At 48.8% G+C, this 17,527-nt stretch carries 18 protein-coding genes and 1 riboswitch; of the genes, 5 read left to right on the plus strand and 13 right to left on the minus strand.

The genetic code is table 11. The features are described from left to right. Positions 1-582 precede the first annotated feature (582 nt). From J0A65_RS15550 to moaA, 10 genes are all read right to left on the minus strand, one after another. Entirely contained in the window at positions 583-1,428 is an 846-nt protein-coding gene (locus J0A65_RS15550) for a S1 family peptidase (RefSeq protein ID WP_206595244.1), read from the minus strand. Positions 1,429-1,745: 317 nt separating this feature from the next. Next, complete coding sequence (locus J0A65_RS15555; RefSeq protein WP_206595245.1) at positions 1,746-2,261, minus strand: DUF4145 domain-containing protein; 516 nt, start codon at positions 2,259-2,261, stop codon at positions 1,746-1,748. Positions 2,262-2,263: 2 nt separating this feature from the next. Further along, positions 2,264-2,629, minus strand: coding sequence for a hypothetical protein (locus tag J0A65_RS15560; RefSeq protein WP_206595246.1), 366 nt, complete (start codon positions 2,627-2,629; stop codon positions 2,264-2,266). After that, entirely contained in the window at positions 2,626-2,967 is a 342-nt protein-coding gene (locus tag J0A65_RS15565) for a DUF5343 domain-containing protein (protein ID WP_206595247.1), read from the minus strand. The genes J0A65_RS15560 and J0A65_RS15565 overlap by 4 nt, the downstream gene beginning before the upstream one ends. A gap of 129 nt (positions 2,968-3,096) precedes the next feature. Next, a complete protein-coding gene (locus tag J0A65_RS15570; RefSeq protein WP_206595248.1) occupies positions 3,097-3,747 on the minus strand; it encodes a hypothetical protein in 651 nt (216 codons plus the stop codon). Between the two features lie 692 nt (positions 3,748-4,439). Next, the gene (locus J0A65_RS15575; protein WP_206595249.1) at positions 4,440-5,477 is read right to left on the minus strand and encodes an IS110 family RNA-guided transposase; all 1,038 of its coding nucleotides are present in this window, start codon (positions 5,475-5,477) and stop codon (positions 4,440-4,442) included. 120 nt (positions 5,478-5,597) lie between these two features. Further along, positions 5,598-6,080, minus strand: coding sequence for a molybdopterin synthase catalytic subunit MoaE (gene moaE, locus J0A65_RS15580; RefSeq protein ID WP_232849995.1), 483 nt, complete (start codon positions 6,078-6,080; stop codon positions 5,598-5,600). 24 nt (positions 6,081-6,104) lie between these two features. Beyond that, positions 6,105-6,350, minus strand: a complete 246-nt coding sequence (gene moaD / locus J0A65_RS15585) for a molybdopterin synthase sulfur carrier subunit (RefSeq protein ID WP_206595250.1) — start codon at positions 6,348-6,350, stop codon at positions 6,105-6,107. Next, positions 6,347-6,832: a cyclic pyranopterin monophosphate synthase MoaC gene (moaC, locus tag J0A65_RS15590; protein WP_206595251.1), complete on the minus strand. Its 486-nt coding sequence runs from the start codon at positions 6,830-6,832 to the stop codon at positions 6,347-6,349. Before moaC ends, moaD begins: the two co-directional genes overlap by 4 nt. A 72-nt stretch (positions 6,833-6,904) precedes the next feature. Next, positions 6,905-7,888 (minus strand): GTP 3',8-cyclase MoaA, encoded by a 984-nt coding sequence (gene moaA, locus J0A65_RS15595; protein ID WP_206595252.1) that lies wholly within the window; start codon positions 7,886-7,888, stop codon positions 6,905-6,907. Next, positions 7,875-8,009, minus strand: a riboswitch (molybdenum cofactor riboswitch). It overlaps the preceding gene by 14 nt. A 632-nt stretch (positions 8,010-8,641) precedes the next feature. Here moaA and J0A65_RS15600 point away from each other — a divergent pair. Next, on the plus strand, positions 8,642-9,997 hold the full coding sequence (locus J0A65_RS15600; RefSeq protein ID WP_206595253.1) for an MATE family efflux transporter: 1,356 nt from the start codon (positions 8,642-8,644) through the stop codon (positions 9,995-9,997). 40 nt (positions 9,998-10,037) lie between these two features. Beyond that, the gene (locus tag J0A65_RS15605; protein ID WP_206595254.1) at positions 10,038-10,337 is read left to right on the plus strand and encodes a YciI-like protein; all 300 of its coding nucleotides are present in this window, start codon (positions 10,038-10,040) and stop codon (positions 10,335-10,337) included. Here J0A65_RS15605 and J0A65_RS15610 read toward each other — a convergent pair. Beyond that, on the minus strand, positions 10,334-11,056 hold the full coding sequence (locus J0A65_RS15610) for a 2OG-Fe(II) oxygenase (protein ID WP_206595255.1): 723 nt from the start codon (positions 11,054-11,056) through the stop codon (positions 10,334-10,336). The two genes, J0A65_RS15605 and J0A65_RS15610, sit on opposite strands and share 4 nt — an antisense overlap. A 28-nt stretch (positions 11,057-11,084) precedes the next feature. Next, complete coding sequence (locus tag J0A65_RS15615; RefSeq protein ID WP_206595256.1) at positions 11,085-13,340, minus strand: Orn/Lys/Arg family decarboxylase; 2,256 nt, start codon at positions 13,338-13,340, stop codon at positions 11,085-11,087. Between the two features lie 357 nt (positions 13,341-13,697). On the opposite strand from J0A65_RS15615, the gene J0A65_RS15620 reads away from it, so the two are divergent. Further along, positions 13,698-14,459 carry a PEP-CTERM sorting domain-containing protein gene (locus tag J0A65_RS15620; protein ID WP_206595257.1) on the plus strand — a complete coding sequence of 254 codons (762 nt, stop codon included), beginning with the start codon at positions 13,698-13,700 and terminating at the stop codon, positions 14,457-14,459. 71 nt (positions 14,460-14,530) lie between these two features. Here J0A65_RS15620 and J0A65_RS15625 read toward each other — a convergent pair whose 3' ends face one another. Then, entirely contained in the window at positions 14,531-15,706 is a 1,176-nt protein-coding gene (locus J0A65_RS15625) for an acetyl-CoA C-acyltransferase (RefSeq protein WP_206595258.1), read from the minus strand. 223 nt (positions 15,707-15,929) lie between these two features. Here J0A65_RS15625 and J0A65_RS15630 point away from each other — a divergent pair, with 223 nt between their 5' ends. Next, positions 15,930-16,328, plus strand: coding sequence for a MerR family transcriptional regulator (locus tag J0A65_RS15630; RefSeq protein WP_206595259.1), 399 nt, complete (start codon positions 15,930-15,932; stop codon positions 16,326-16,328). Continuing rightward, positions 16,325-17,494: an isovaleryl-CoA dehydrogenase gene (locus tag J0A65_RS15635; protein ID WP_206595260.1), complete on the plus strand. Its 1,170-nt coding sequence runs from the start codon at positions 16,325-16,327 to the stop codon at positions 17,492-17,494. The genes J0A65_RS15630 and J0A65_RS15635 overlap by 4 nt, the downstream gene beginning before the upstream one ends. The last annotated feature ends 33 nt before the right edge of the window (positions 17,495-17,527 follow it).

A 17,527-nucleotide genomic window follows, 5' to 3' on the forward strand; every position in this document is an offset into this window, starting at 1 on the left:
TATATCTAGGCCAATGGTTGTAGTCTTCATGTTGATCCACTCCACTTCCGTTAAATGGTTTGTCGAATCTCCATTTTGGCTCACTATGAAGCCGATTAGGAGGTGGAGTGGGTCCATACCATTATCCCTTGCGCGCCAGTCACTTTTCTTTGCTCGTGCAAATCAAAGTAACCAAAAGAAACACGCCGCTGGATTCCCAACTACGTCAGTCCAGGCCACTACTAAAAGGCGGTCGTGAAAACGACGTTCCAGACGCGTCTTCCACTCAATTTGCTCCCAGCAAATTGCCCACCTTTTAGCAGCGCCCTGAACCGACCGGAAATTTTAAGCGGGATTAAAGCGGCTTGGGCCGCTTAGGGGGTGGCACCTGATTGATGTTTTTATCGGTTAATGTCTGCTTTGTTCCAATCGCGGTGATTGACTGGAATAACGGTCTTGTCACCGCCCAATTCTCTAAGACTGTTTCAACAACTATGACCCCTTGATCCGTTAGGATTCTTCGAGATATTCCTGAAATGGCCTAATACAGCTTCTTCTCTTTGACCTTTCCAGGCTAGCTTGGGTAGGTGAGGCTTAAATAATCTAAGGAGCGTTAAATCTTTCGAACAAAGTGAAGCCGTTGTTTATGAAAAAGTTTGAATAGTTGCTATATAGCGAATAGTTACTGCCTGTGGCACCATTTTTACTGACAAATTTATCGGTGGCACCTTTAGCAGCTCCGAGCAAGGTGCCTAATAAATACGCTTGCCCGAAGGGATTCTCGATGTCTTCTTCAGAGAGATCGCTAATAGAGAATAATGGCCCGCCACTGGCTCCCTCAAAGGTAAAGGTTTCAACGAGAAAACTGTTAAGGGCACCTTCTTTAAACCTTTGGCGGGTTGAAATATCTGAATAGGTTAAGGTCTTTCCGTTGTAGCCTAACTCCGCATCAGAAGAGTAGCCAGCGGCGTAGATTTTTTGCGAAAACAGAATCATCTCATTTGGGTGGGCTATTAGTTCGGTTTCAAGTAATAGTGGCTTGATCCTACTAAAGGGAATCTTTTGGGGAATAGACAGCAAGGCTGTATCGTAGTCACTGTTTTCATGCACTAACGAGGCGGGATATTCCAACCTTGTGCCATCCACAAGGAGATTTTTCCACACCAGCTTTACTGCCTGTTCACCAGATGTTTCGTTAAAAACACAATGTCGATTAGTAGTTAATAACCTTGATGCACGCCCGGGTACTGTATCGGATAAGCTCGCAGTACATCCGCGACTTTTGCCGTTTTTAAAGGTAGCAATAATACGCCCAACGGCATTAAGTTGAAGAGGAGAAGAACCAGTGCGAATCTGACGTAGGTCTGCACGGGAAAGCGTTTCGTCTTCGGTGGCGTGCACTGAGTGAATAAGGCTTAAAATGAACAATGCGCTGCACAATAATTTCATTTTTGCTCAAAAAACGGGCATAAATTGAAGTTGGTAAGCATTATAACGAAGCAATCTAACTAGGTAGCAAAATGGATATCCGCCCAGTTCGGTCGCCATACTGGTATTGGAGTTACCTGGCTGCTCCGCTCTGTGAACTGCTTCACGCCGAAACGCTTCTGAATAGGCTTGTCGTTTTTTGCGTGTCATACATCGCCTCTTATCTAACTATAAGAGATGTCCACTTCTTTTGGGTAAGTCCTACATATAACGCCCGCATTTGCGGCTGGTTTGGAGCGCAGCGGAAAACCAGTCCGACAACATGCGTTTGTCATAAGTCACTTTAGCGATGCCAAATATATGAGTTCTTGAACTACATTTCTTATATCTGCCATGACTTTGTCTATATCCCTTCGCTGAGCGATAAACCTTCTACTGTGGGCTGATTTATCGCCAATATCTTTAAGTGTTTTGAGCGATTTTTTTGCATTCCGCCCAATATTCCATGAGCTCTCAGACAAAGTAGCTGAAATTAGGTCACTTAAATAAACAAAATCTCCGGTTGTATTTTGTATCTTATGCGCGATACCTTTCGATTCAAAACATTCAATGATAAGAGTTTCTATTAATCTCCGAATCATTACCGCGCAGCCATCATACCAACCGTTTTCATAGGTGCCATTTATCTGATGCGACAACTTTTCTATATATCCACGTGTACCTTGGACTAGGGACATATAAATTATCGGCTGCTCAGTACTATGCCCGGTATCTTCAGGAGGTGGATTATTGGCTCTTAATTCATCGTTAAGCACTTTTACCTTAGCTAGTACATTCGAGATATTCTCTTCCACCATTAGCTCTTGAAGTCCTTGAGGTGCTTAGCCATAGATTCAAATATCTTATCAATTTGCTCAGGCGAACTTTCTGGGGAGATATGAACTTGAACGTCGATATGCAAACGAGGTGAAAAGCCATGTGTTTTTCCACCATCTGCTGGATTCGTATTTGGCGTATCAGAAGGTTTAGATTTGCTCTCTGGCTCTTTTTTCTTTGTTTTCGCTGCCTTTTTGGGACTGGCGGCCTTTGGATTAGCTGCCTTGTTCTTAGTTAAATCTTTAGCATCTTGAGGCGTTTTCTGAAGAAGCATAATGTAGGTGGCCGCTAACATTTTTGCTGCCGGCTCCCCAACTTTTGCATCTCTCATAAACCAAGAAGTCACATCTGGCAGCTGGGCATCTGGGCATCTGGAGTGTGAAAAAGATCCTGCAATTCTTGCGGGTAAATTGATTCAATTATCTTTTCACATACTTCAGGATATTTGGAATCATCACGCCAATCGTAAGCGAGTTCGGTTGGCTTAGAATCCTCACTAACTATTCCAAGTGCCTTCAGCGGGGAAACCACATTAGCTCTGGCTGATCCCTCTGCCATTCCCATTGCACTAGCGACATAAGATGCACTAATTTCTCCTGGGACTCTTTGCTTCAATTTGTCTCTTAGTCCAAACCAGTTAGCTTGTGCAATTTTTGGATATCCCTTTTTCTTTTCTTCTGCCATCTTGTGATTTCCCACATTGTTTCGATTGACTTATAACGCCTCAATCAGAGGCAAAAAACAGTTGGTTAAAATTAGCGACGCAGGAGCAAAACCAACTGTTTTTTGTCCTGCTGAATTGATTTGTTAGCTTTATCTTATGCAGGCTAGTTTAAAGTCGGCTTCTTTTTCCACTCTATCAATTCTTGTAAGCCACATATTACAGTTGTTATTACTAGAACTAATCCTATATTTCCCACCTAAATCTATAAATACAGTTTCACCATTTATACTTACGACAGCTCTGCCGTCATATAACGATTGAACACCTAGCATGACTTGGTTGGGTATCAACTCTACAGCTGTAGCGCCTTTTGCTGTTAAAATAGAAGATTCTGCAAGAAATGAATTTAATTCATTCTTTAAGATTTGAATATTGCTTTCACATATAGATTTACTATTAGCCAAACCCTCAGTGAGCTCTATTACTTTGCTATTTGAATTTTCTAGTTTTGCTTCACATGTTCCAACTCTTGATGCGTATTCATCTACCCGTTCTCTAGCTACATCAAAAGCTTTTCTTTCGGATGATGACAACTTCAAAGCTTTAGCTGATTGATTAATCGATGACACTAAGTTTGGAGCATCTAGTTGAGTAGAACGCTCGTATTCTTTTACTATATCTTTTAGGTGGTCAACACGTGCGGAATTTATAGATAAACCGAGATAGAACGCCCCACCAATAATTGTTAATAAAATAGGGATCGTTATTCCCAATCCTTTTCCGTCTAATTTTAATTCCATAATCTACTTCTAAAAGGGATTCATAATACTCAGTGTATTGATAAAGCTAACAGTTTAATAGACGGAACTGTTCCGTATTTAAACACGGATAAGTTCCGTACTTTTGCATAGTCATTTTTTAGCATGCTCTGTAGTCCTTGCCTAGCATGAGTTTGGAGGTTGCACCAAATCGGTGCCGGGGAAAAGCGGACTTGTTCCGTACCATTGCTGTTATATGGCTCAACATCTGAAACTGTATTGATATACAGTTTCTGTAATAGATCGATGATGCCCTTAAGCGGCCCGAGCCGCTTTGCCCCCCGCTAAAAAATTCCCGGTCAGTTCAGGGCGCTGCTAAAAGGTGGGCAATTTGCTGGAAGCAAAATGAGTAGAAAATGCGTATTAAAAAAGAGAGGTTATGTTCCACCACGAGGCTCACGAAGAACACAAAGAAGGTTTCCTTATCTCCCTTCGTGTTCTTCGCGCCCTTATATGGACTCCCTCAATGTCGTCAACAAGTGCCGGGTTAAACAAGGTGAGATGCTTGCTTATATGCGGGCTCTCAATGAGTCGCTAACTCAGGCCCTTAGATGCATTCGCCCCTTCATGACTTTTCTTCGTGACGGTATTTGAGTACCTGGAACAGAAACAGTCTCTTGAAGGTTGGTCTGACCGGTTTAACTGACGCGCTTGATGACAAACTCGGTAATAAACTATGCAGCCAGCATGACCGGCTGATAGTCGGTATTGTTCTTCAGCATGGCGTAGGCGGTTCGCACCGTCTTATTGGCCAGGGCAATGGCGGCCACTTTCTTACCGCGCCGGGCAATCAGTTGTTGTAACCATTGTTCTTTGACGGTGCGGGCTTCACGTTTAGCGAGTTGCCGGATAACCGCCATCGCTCCTTCGTACAGGGTACTACGTAGCTTTTTGTGCCCGGGTAGCCGACTGATAGCGCCCATTCTCTCTTTACCGCCACTACTGTGCTGGACTGGGGTAACCCCAATACAAGCTGCAGCCTGACGGCTATTTTTAAAGTGTTCTGAAGCGTTTAATACGGTTTTCAGGCTCATGGCATTGACCGGCCCCACGCCTTCCAATTGTTGCAGCCGCTGACAGATTACATCGGTACTGGCCTGGTGGGTTAAACGCCGCTCAACCTCCTCAAGCCGCCGCCAGAGGACTTTGATATGTTGCCATTGTTCGCTCAGCACCGCCCTAAAGTCGCTGCTCAGACCATTTTCCGCCTCTTCCAGAATCTCGGGAACGGCCTGGTTCAGGGCACTATCCCCGACAGGGATGGGGTAATTTAACTCTAACAGCAGGTCGCGCAGTTGCTTGGTACTGGCCACTTTCTGATGAACCAATAACTCCCGGATACGCAGGATGCTCTGCTGACATTGTTCGTCTTTACTCAGTAGCCGGCAGGCTTTGACCTGGGGCTGAGTTGCCGCAATCGCAATGGCTTCAGCATCATTGGCATCGGTTTTATGCCCCTGCAAAAACGCCTTTACCTTTCTGGCTGACATGGCTTTGACCTGATGCCCTTGCGCCTTGGCATAACGCGCCCAGTGATGGGTGCCACCGCAAGATTCCATCGCCACTAATGAAGGCTTCTCGGTCGCCAGCAGCTCGGTAAGCTTGGCCCGGCTGACCATCTTGTTGTAAACAATCTGACCACCAGGGGTACGTTTGCAAACCTGGAACTTAGTCTTTGCCAAATCAATGGCCAGAACGTTAAGCTGTCTCATGTATGGACTCCTGTTAGGGTAAAAGCGTGTGTGCTTATTACGTGTATCCCTCTTGGGGGAGGGAGTCCATACATCTTCGTGGTAAATAAGCTTTCAGTCTAACTGCCGGAAAAACAGGGTTTACCAATCCCCTGCCTTAACCTGATCAGACGCCCGAGCAGCCACCCAATGCGCCCCCTCGCTGGTATGTTCCTTTTTCCAAAACGGGGCGCGGGTTTTCAACTGATCCATTAAGAATTCGCAGGCGGCAAAGGCGCTACCGCGATGTTTACTGGTCACACCCACAAACACAATTTGCTCACCTAAGCTTAGCTTGCCCACCCGGTGAATCAGCCGGATTCGGCCTAAGTCCCAGCGCTGTCGCGCCTCATCCACCAGTTTACTAAGGGCTTTGCTGGTCATAGCCGGATAATGCTCAAGTTCCAGGGCTTGCACCTGTCGGCCCAGATTGTTATCCCGCACTAAGCCGACAAAATGCACCACGGCCCCATCACTTTGGTTATTCGCGGTGAGTGCCTGATATTCAGCAGCCAGATCGAAGTCCTGCTGTTGCACCGAAATATGCTCTTGCTCTGGCGCTTTAGTCATTTGTCTTTTGCTCATTTCAACTTACTGATTAACCCACGCTCAGCCACCAGTAACGGGCGGGAAAAAGGCCACTTCATCGCCGCTGTTAAGGGTGCAATCCTCATTTACTAAGGTTTGATTAACCGCCACCAGGGCTTTATCCGAGGCTAAAAATTCTTGCCAGCGCTGGCCTTTTTTCGCCAGTTGCGCTCTAAGTTCAGCAATATTGCTGACATTGGCTTCCAACTCCAGACTGGCGCAGTTCAGCACTTCACGAAGTTGAGCGAAAAACAATACCTTAATCATGCCAGCTCCCCAGCTTGCCAATGGCCGGTCTTACCGCCTTGCTTTTCTAAAACCCGTATCCCTTCAATCACCATGGCCGGATCCACCGCTTTACACATATCAAACAAGGTCAATGCCGCCACACTCACCGCCGTCAGGGCTTCCATTTCCACCCCGGTTTGGCCGGCAAGCTTACACATGGCAATGACTCTGACCCGGTTTTGCTGGGGCTCTGCTTCAAAATCCACTTGCACTTTGGAAAGCATCAAGGGATGGCATAAGGGGATTAAACTGGCGGTTTGCTTGGCGGCCTGAATACCGGCGATACGCGCCACGGCAAACACATCGCCTTTGGCATGTTCACCGCTACTTATCATCTGCAAGGTATGCGCTGACATGCGAATATAGCCTTCGGCCCAGGCGGTGCGTTGACTAACCGCTTTGTCGGTAACATCCACCATGCTGGCTTCACCACGACTGTTAATATGACTAAGCTGGCTCATTCACCACTCCTTTTTGAAATTGATTCGGCGCATAGCCTAAATGCAGAATACACAGGGCTTGAAGCGATGTTTTCAGCCGCCTAACATGGCCAGATGGCGAGTTGCCCCGGTATAGCCTTTATCCAACCAGTGGCTGGCATCTTTTTGCCCCAGTAAGTCGCGTAAACGCTGCTGAAGAGCGGCCACATCTGCGGCTTGCATCAAGGGCCGTATATCCAATCCTTGCTCGGCAAATAGGCATAAATGCAACTTACCTAACGCTGATACCCGTAAACGGTTACAACTGGCGCAAAAATCTTTACTGTAAGGCATAATCAGACCAATTCGCCCGGCATAGTCAGGGTGCCAAAATTCTTCAGCCGGCCCAGCTGTACTGGCCCTGACCACAGGTTGCCAGCCTTGCTCAAGCAGTTGCTGTTTAATCGGCTGACCAGACACATGGTTGTCATTAAAAAAGCGTTGATTGTCGCCGGTTTGCATCAGTTCGATAAATCGCAGAGTGAGCGGTGTTGTTTTCAGCCAGTGTAAAAAACCGTGCAACTGACCTTCGCTATAAGGTTTAAGTAAAACCGCGTTCACTTTGACCTTCAAACCTAAGGCCGCAGCCTGTTCCAGCCCGGCTAAAATTTCGCGCAGTTTATCGTGTCCGGTAATGGCGGCGAATTGTCGAGGGTCCAGGCTGTCAATACTAACATTCAGTGACGTTAACCCGGCTTGCTGCCAGCTTTGCACTTTAGATTGCAGTTGAAAACCGTTGGTGGTCAGTGCCACTTCATCAATACCGGCTGTATTGGCACACAAAGCGATGATGTCGGCGAGATCTTTACGCAGCGAGGGCTCGCCGCCAGTAACGCGAATCTTACGCGTGCCCAGGCCCGCAAACGCCTGTACTAAGGTGTGTATTTCATTTGTAGCCAGGAAATCACGATCGCTGTCACACTGATAGCCATCAGGCAGGCAATAGTTGCACCTGAAGTTGCAGACATCAGTAATAGACAGCCGCAAGTAAAGAAACCTGCGCCCGTATCTGTCAATAAGCTTATTGTCGTCCTGCATATTACCTTTCCAAACATGGGAGGCTGCTTGATTTCTCGCACAACCCTGGCAGGCACATGACCTGCGGCCAAAGAATCATGCCAAAAGGTGTAGACTCAGAGGCTCGGTATTATCCTAGACCTGCATTCTAGAGGTCTTCTTTCACTCAGCATAGCGCAAAGATTTTTACATTAGCCATAAAGTGAATAACGCCGCGCGGGCCATGGTGGAAGATCTGCGGTAAATAGCATTAGGACCAGAAAAGAAGGCCCGGGTCCTCACACAAACCCGGGCCTTATTGCAAGAGCATCAGGCACACTGCCTGCTTATTGTTCCCCGTAGGCAAATGCCTTAGGAAGGGTGGCGGTATCTTATTTTAACTTCGGCTTAGCCGTTTTTGTTATTATTGTTTTGTGTGGACATAGGCCACATACCCTCCTGGCAAGTCCGCTCTTCGCATCCAGCGATAGAGTTGTACCGTTCCACCTGTTGCGCTTTAGAGTAAGCAGACTTAGTGCCAATATTTATTTTTATTTAAATTCAATTGGTTAACTAATTTAAAAGGGGACGCATGCCAAACATGCTGTTCATTAAGGTGCAGATTTGCCCCAGGTTTGTGCAGGCAAACTTGCGGGTGAAAGAAATGCGGAACAGACCCCGGATTTACAGTGCTACCGCTATCTAAGGTGTTGTTTTGTCGCTTAAACGAAAATTCATCCTCAGGCCTTTCTGGCTGTGGTATAACAACGCCCCGATGATATGCAGTCGCAGACGATGAACCTTAGTCACGAGATCCGCCAACTTACCAAACTTGCTTGGCCATTATTGATTGCCCAGGTTACCCAAACCTTAATGGGCGTTTCCGATACCATTATGGCTGGCCGTGTGTCTGCCACCGATATGGCGGCTGTGGCTATTGCCGCCAGCGTGGTTATGCCGCTGCTGTTTTTCCTGCAGGGAATTATCTTGGCGCTGCCACCTATTGTATCGCGCCTGAACGGGGCGAAGAAGTTTGACGAGATCCCGGAGAAAGGTCAGCAAACCTTGTGGCTGGCGTTAATGCTCTCCGCGCCCCTGGCGCTGGCCGCATTTTTTGTGCCCAGTCTGCATGGCAAATTGGGCATGGAGCCAGAGCTTCAGCGCATTACCCTGGAATACATTCAATACCTGCTGTTTGGTGCCCCCTGCTTTGCTGTATATCAGGTGTTTCGCCAATATTGCGAAGGGCTGTCTGTTACCCGTCCCAGTATGGTGATTATGGGTATCGGCCTGTTGGTGAATATCCCGGCTAACTACATTTTTATCTATGGCGAGTTTGGCGTGCCAGCCTTTGGTGGCGCGGGCTGTGGCATTGCTACCTCGCTGGTGTTTGCCGCCATGATGTTAAGCACCTGGCTGTACCATCACTTTGCGCCGTCTATGCGCCGTTTTCATATGTTCCAGCAATGGTATGCACCGCGCTTTAATGAAATTGCCGAGATCTTAAAGCTGGGCGTGCCTATTGCCATGACCATTCTCTTTGAGGTGTCCTTGTTTGCTGTGGTAGCACTACTGCTGGCACCATATGGTGCGACCATCGTCGCCGCACACCAGGTTGCACTCAATTTCTCCTCACTAATGTTTATGGCGCCATTAAGCATTGGCCTGGCGCTGGCCATCCGGGTCGGCCATTTGCTCGGTGAAGACCAACCGGATAACGCCAAACGCGCGGTGCAAGGTGCGTGGCTGGTAGGCATATGTTCTGCTACCTTTACCGCTTCTGTGTCTTTCATGCTGCGTTACCAAATCTCCGGCCTTTATACCGCCGACCAGCAGGTGGTAAAAATGGCAGCAGATTTGATGTTTTTGGCCGCCCTGTTCCAATTTTCTGACGCGATCCAGGTCATTTCAGGCTGCGCGTTAAGAGGCTATAAAGATGCTAAGGCTATGTTCTATATCAGCTTTGTATCTTATTGGGTGATTGGTCTAAGCACCGGCTGTATTCTCGGGCTAACCGACTGGATAGTACCGGCGATGGCCGCGACTGGGTTCTGGATTGGCTTTATCGTCGGCCTGACATCAGCCGCCATCTTACTGGGCTGGCGTCTTGCTTATATTCAGCGGGCGCAGAAACAACAGCTTGCGGTGTAAAGGCACCTCTGGTTAGTTTGATCCACGAAAGGAGCGCAACATGCACTATCTGCTGATCTATACCGTTGCCGAGGACTATTTAGCCCGTCGACCTATGTATCGTGACGCCCATATTCAGTTGGCTAAGGCAGCTAGTGCACGAGGTGAATTGCTGGCTGGCGGCGCACTAAGCGCGCCCACCGACCAAGCTGTACTGTTATTCAAGGCTGAATCGGCCGAGACCGTTGAGGACTTTGCCCGTCAGGACCCGTACGTCCGGTCTGGACTGGTAACGTCCTGGCAAGTGCGGCCCTGGAATATAGTGATTGGGGCCGGCTTACCGTCCATCACCTTTGATTAGGGACCGGGGTCCTCGCCGCAGCGAAACCAGCCGGTAATTGACAGCCGATGTGCCTGGATATCGGCTTTCACCCTTGTAACCGCATGCGGCACCGGCACAGCAAACAACGACAGGGTGTTTAATTGGGGTAAAAAGCGCTCAGATACACTACCGTCCGGATGATAAAACTCCAGTGCACCGCCCCACTGCGGCTGCCAGCCATGACTCAGGCTTAACACATACGCCGCCACTCGTGATTTCCCTTCCACCGCATCATCGTGTTTATCCAGAAAATGCCCTGCACGGTAGCGAGTAAGCTGTGCATCAGCAAAGCCGATATCTGGTGCATCTAACAGCTCGCGCATTAATTGCAGCACCGGCGCACTGTTTAGCAAAGTAAACACCTTGGCCAGCTGCGGCGTAGTAGCTTTGAGAGCCCCTGAGTGCCATTTATCGTAAATCGGGTAATTCTCAAACAGGTAGGTAAAACCTGGCTCCTCAGCCAGCCGCCGATAAAATTCTTGCCGCTGCGCTGAGGAAATCCCTTGCATGGCCTGAGCATCCAGGTCCAGATGTCGGCCTTGTAACCTGCTGACCAGATTCCACTGGTTTATAGCGTCGACCTCCCTGCACAGGGCAGACAAATCGTCGCTGTTTAAAAAATTGGCCAGTCTGGTGCGTCCTTGCTGGCGTATCTCAGACTGGGCAGCTTGCACATTCACTTGGCTATTTAACTGCATCCTGAAACGTATCCCTGGTGTAGGACAGCTAGCTGTTTTTCACCACATCCACAAAGTACTCTTCCACCCCGTTGACCTGTTCGCGCACTAAACCATGCACGTCGGTTTCAAAGCCGGGGAAGCGGCGATTAAATTCACGCACAAATTTCAAATAGTTCACTATGGTTTTGTTGTACCGCTCGCCAGGTATAAGCAATGGGATCCCCGGTGGATAAGGGGTGACCAGCATAGCGGTAATCCGCCCTTCCAGTTCGTCAATAGACACCCGCTCCACATTACGATGGGCCATATGTGACCAGGCATCGGCCGGTGTCATGGCCGGAATAAAGTCTGATAAATACATATCTTTGGTAATTCGGGCCACATCAAACTCTTTGTAAACCTGATGAATTTGCTGGCAAAGATCCTTCAGACCCACCCGCTCGTAGCGAGGATGCTTAGCAGCAAACTCCGGCATTACGCGCCAAAGTGGCAGGTTTTGGTCATGATCATCTTTAAACTGCTGTAATTCAGTGACCATAGAGTTCCAACGACCTTTGGTAATGCCGATGGTAAACATAATAAAGAAGGAATACAGGCCGGTTTTTTCTATGATGATGTTATGTTCGGCCAGGTAGCGGGTAACGATGGCTGCCGGAATACCAAATTCATCAAAGCGCCCGTCCATATCCAGTCCGGGAGTGATGATAGTCGCCTTGATGGGGTCAAGCATATTAAAGCCGGTGGCAATATTGCCAAAGCCGTGCCATTCGTCTGACTCTTTAATCACCCAATCTTCCTGCTTAGGTTCACCGTCGCCAGGCAGCTCATCCGGCCCCCACACCTTAAACCACCAGTCTTCACCAAACTCCTCATCCACCTGACGCATAGCATGGCGAAAATCTATGGCTTCGGTGAGTGACTCCTGCACCAGAGTACGGCCGCCCGGCGGCTCCATCATCGCGGCTGCCACATCGCAAGAGGCAATAATGGCATATTGCGGACTGGTGGAAGAATGCATCAGATAGGATTCATTAAAGCGGTGTTTATCCAGCTTACGGGTATCGCTGTCCTGCACCAGAATTTGTGAGGCCTGAGAAAGGCCAGCCAGCAACTTATGGGTGGACTGCGTGGCAAAAACCAGTGGATCACTGGAACGAGGGCGATCCTGAGCGATCGCATGCATATTATGATAAAGCTCATGAAAGGCCGCATGCGGTAACCAGGCCTCATCAAAATGCAACGTATCAATGCTGTCTCCCAGCACGCCTTTAATCTCTTCCACATTGTAAACAATGCCGTCGTAGGTGCTTTGGGTGATAGTCAGAATTCTGGGCTTCTTGTTTGCCGCATTGCGGGCAAATGGATTAGCGGCAATCTTCTTGGCGATAGTTTCGGGCAAAAATTCTGACTTAGGAATAGGCCCGATAATGCCGTAATGGTTGCGGGTGGGCATTAAAAACACCGGAATGGCGCCCGTCATGATGATCGAATGCAGAATCGACTTATGGCAGTTTCTGTCCACCACCACAATATCCCCGGGCGCGACGGTACTGTGCCAGACAATCTTGTTGGAGGTTGAGGTACCGTTAGTCACAAAGAACAAATGGTCGCAGCCAAAGATTCTGGCAGCGTTCTGCTCACTGTCCGCTACCGGGCCAGTGTGATCAAGCAGTTGGCCCAGTTCGTCTACCGAGTTACAAACATCGGCGCGCAGCATATTCTCACCAAAAAACTGATGGAACATCTGCCCAACCGGGCTTTTCAAAAACGCCACCCCTCCTGAATGCCCGGGGCAGTGCCAGGAATAGGAGCTGTCGCTGGCGTACTCCATCAGAGCATTAAAGAAAGGCGGCGCCAGGGCGTTCAGGTATTTTTTCGCCTCTCGAATGATATGTCTGGCCACAAACTCCGGCGTATCTTCGAACATATGAATAAAACCGTGTAACTCGCGCAGAATATCATTGGAAAAATGTCGTGCGGTTTTGGTTTCACCATACAAAAAGATGGGAATGTGCGCATTATGGCGGCGAACTTCGCGGATAAAGCGTTTTATCGCCATCAAGGCCTTAGCCACAGTTTCATCCGTACCGTCTTCGAATTCTTCATCATCAATAGACACAATAAAGCAGGACGCCCGGCTGGATTGCTGGGCAAAGGAGGTTAAATCTCCGTAGCTGGTAAAGCCCACCACTTCCATACCTTCTTTATCTATGGCGGTAGCCAGATCGCGGATAGCAGAGCCGGAAATATTTTCAGAACGAAAATCTTCATCAATGATGACAATAGGAAAACGAAACTTCATCGAAGATCCAAGGACAATAAATGATGCTGCCCAGTATAGCCTTGTCTGCGGCTTTTACAGATAGCTTGCGGATAAGTATTTAATAAATTTGCATAAAAACACGACGAGCAGACAACTAAAAAGCCTGGAAGAACCGCTACACCCAACGCATTTGGCATCTCAACACCTTCTTCGAGACAAGCTAAAACTCCACGACGCAACTGTCTGTTTTTTATACACAAAAATAACCCACCCCAAAGAAGAAAATATATCCATTTGATTTAAAAGACAATTATTCATGGCTCAAGATTTGCTTGAACGAGCGTACCAACTAGCAGTGAAAAATAAGGTTGGTCATAACCCTTCAAGGAGAAATTAATGATTCCAATTAAACATCCAAGCAAACTGGGTATCGGACTTGTCGCTTATCTGATTCTTCACTCATCGCTGGCCATGGCCGACTTCATTCCTTTTGAGATAAGAGGTACCCCTATCATCAATGACAGCGGCACGCAGGTTGAATTCATCATTGATAACCCAGGTGACAAGGCTGCACTGGGCTCGAATGATATAAATGGTGCCACACTGGGTCAGATTACCCACCTCAGCATAGACAGGTTGGACGATGTAGCACGCTTTACGCCAGGGAGTGGCCCGGCAACCGGCCCATACCTTAACTTCTGGATCACCGACGGGTTGGGAAACTTTGCGGTGGTGGCCAATGAACCTTCCAATCCGGCATTTCAGGCGCTTTACAACGATGGTTACTCACTGAACTTCGCCGATTTGAGTGATAAAGCCGCTAAGCTGTATGAAAATGCAGATATGTCGTGGCTCCCCAACAACGGTATCGGCTTGACCTTTGCCGATCTAGCCAGTTTTACCATACAAGCGCCAACCGTCTCTGAGCTTTTGGCAGGTTGGGCCGGCTTGGGCTCTGGTGCACCGCGCGAACTGTTAACCAACATGGCTTATGGTGTGAATTGGGTGTTTGGTGACACCCTGGCAAACTATGTATCTGGCGATGACGGTTATATTGTGGCAAATGCCCGGGCAGCAGCGGGTATACCTGAGCCTGCCACCTGGCTGGTGTTTTTAGCAGGTATCGCGTCGATACAGAGATTGAGACGAAAAAGCTAGAATGAACCAAATAACAGGGGACCATATGGTCCCCTCTTATTCTCTAGCCTTCGCGAATGCAGCACGCTTGCTTAGCAAAGCTCCACAGCCATGGCCGTGGCTTCTCCGCCGCCAATACACAAAGAGGCCATACCACGTTTCAGGCCGCGGTTTTTCAGAGCATGGATCAAGGTAACCAGAATACGGGCACCAGAAGCACCTATGGGATGGCCCAGGGCGCAAGCACCACCATTCACGTTAACCTTGGCTTCATCCAGATCCAATTGACGGATAGCCAGCATGGTGACCATGGCAAAGGCTTCATTGATTTCGAACAGGTCCACATCACCAGCCTGCCAGCCAAGCCTATCCAGCAGTTTTTGCATTGCGCCAACCGGGGCAACAGTAAAATTCTCCGGCTCAATGGAATGGGTGCTGTGACCTAAAATACGCGCCAAAGGCTTATAACCCTGAGCTAGTGCGTCAGATTCACGCATGACCACCAGAGCCGCCGCACCATCAGAAATAGAGCTGGAATTGGCCGCAGTGATAGTGCCGTCCTTTTTGAAGGCAGGCTTCAAATTGGGGATTTTTTCCGGCATGGCATTACCCGGCCCTTCATCCTGACTAACTTCAACATCCCCCTTACGGGTGCTGACAGTTACGGCACAGATTTCATTGGCAAAGGCACCCGACTCAATAGCCAGTTTGGCTTTTGAAAGCGAAGATAACGCGAAGGCGTCCATTTTTTCACGGGTCAGATCTTCTTTATCTGCCGTGTCCTGGGCAAAGCACCCCATCGCCTTACCGTCATAGGCATTTTCCAGACCGTCCAGCATCATATGATCCAGTACCTGACCATGCCCCATGCGGTAACCACTGCGCGCTTTAGGCAACAGGTAAGGTGCGTTGCTCATGCTTTCCATACCACCAGCAACAGCGGTGTTGATGGAACCGGCTTTGATCAGGTCATGCGCCAGCATCACTGCTTTCATTCCCGAGCCACAAACCTTATTGATGGTAGTTACGCCGGCTGACAGAGGCAATCCCGCTTTTATCGCCGCCTGACGGGCTGGCGACTGGCCAAGGCCTGCAGGCAGTACGCAGCCCATAATCACTTCGTCTACCTGCACACCGTTCACTTCGCCCACCGCTGCGGCGATAGCCTTTGCGCCCAGTTCAGTGGCAGTCAGTGACGACAAGCTGCCCACAAAGCCGCCCATTGGCGTGCGCTGGGCCGCGACTATTACGATTGAATCCTGACTCATATCGGTTCCTCTTATATTGGGTACAAGGTCAGCGCTGACCATCTGCGGTTCAGTTTACTGTAGACAATGGCATGGCGACCATAGACCTAACGTACAGCATATTGAACAGTTCACCTCAGATGCGGCCTTAGCAAATCGGCATCTTCGACACGGGGTTGTTGACGCCTTGTTAGTGTTACTTTACCTTTAGGTTAACTTACAGCTTACGTAAACGTAAAGTAGCATGACCACGACGACCACATACAGTATTGGCGAACTGGCAAAAGAATTTGACATTACCCCTCGCTCTATCCGTTTTTATGAAGAGCAAGGCCTGCTGGAGCCTGAGCGTAATGGCCAAGTACGTATCTACCACAATAAGGACCGGGTGCGCCTGAAGTTAATTCTGCGCGGTAAGCGACTGGGCTTTTCCCTGGCAGAAACCAAAACTCTGTTTAACCTTTACGACAGCGATCAGAATTCAAAATCTCAGAACCAGCTAGTACTGGAAATGATTACCGACAAGCGTGCGGTGCTAAACCAACAATTAGAAGATATCCGCATGCTGATGACTGAACTGGATGATCTAGAAGAGCGTTGCCGCGCCGAGCTGGAACAACAATTAAGAGGAAAACTCACATGAATGCCCCCTACCCTACATTGAACTTCGATCTCGGTGAAGAAATCGACATGCTCAGAGAGCATGTATATGCCTTTGCCCAAGGTGAAATTGCCCCGCTGGCCACCAAGGCCGACGAAGATAACGCGTTTCCCAATGAACTGTGGCCCAAGTTCGGTGATATGGGCTTACTGGGTGTTACCGTTTCCGAGCAATATGGCGGTGCGGATATGGGCTATCTGGCCCATGTGGTGGCCATGGAAGAGATCAGCCGGGCCAGTGCCGGTATTGCCCTGAGCTACGGTGCTCATTCTAATCTTTGCGTAAATCAGATCTATAAAAACGGCAATGATGCACAGCGCGAACAATATCTGCCCAAACTGGTTAGCGGTGAGCATATTGGCGCCCTTGCGATGAGCGAACCTAATGCTGGCTCTGATGTGGTTAGCATGAAGCTGCGCGCCGAGAAAAAAGGCGACCGCTATATCTTAAACGGCAACAAAATGTGGATCACTAATGGTCCGGATGCCAATACCTATGTGATTTACGCTAAAACCGATGTCAGTGCAGGTCCCAAGGGCATTACGGCCTTTATTGTGGAACGTGGCACACCCGGTTTCAGCCAGGCGCAAAAGCTCGATAAATTGGGCATGCGCTCATCCAATACCTGCGAGCTGGTGTTTGAAGATTGCGAAGTACCAGAGCAAAACATTCTGGGTGTGGAAGGCGGCGGCGTCAAAGTGCTGATGAGCGGTCTGGATTACGAACGTTTGGTGCTGTCCGGCGGCCCCCTTGGCATTATGCAAGCCTGTATGGATCTGGTGGTGCCTTACATTCACGACCGCAAACAGTTTGGCCAAAGTATTGGTGAATTCCAATTGGTGCAAGGCAAAGTGGCGGATATGTATACCCAGATGAACGCCGCGCGCGCCTACGTGTATACCGTCGCCAAGGCCTGTGACAGAGGCGAAACCACGCGTAAGGATGCCGCCGGTGCTATTCTCTATGCAGCAGAATTAGCCACCAAAATGGCGCTGGATGCCATTCAGCTTTTAGGCGGTAACGGCTATATCAACGAGTTCCCAGCGGGCCGTTTATTACGCGACGCCAAGCTGTATGAAATTGGTGCCGGCACATCGGAAATTCGCCGTATGCTGATTGGCCGCGAACTTTTTAAGGAATCCGCTTAAGCAGTCATCAGTCTGTTCGAATTGCCTGGCGGA

Source organism: Bowmanella yangjiangensis, assembly GCF_017255015.1.
Classification (GTDB): Bacteria; Pseudomonadota; Gammaproteobacteria; order Enterobacterales; family Alteromonadaceae; genus Bowmanella; species Bowmanella yangjiangensis.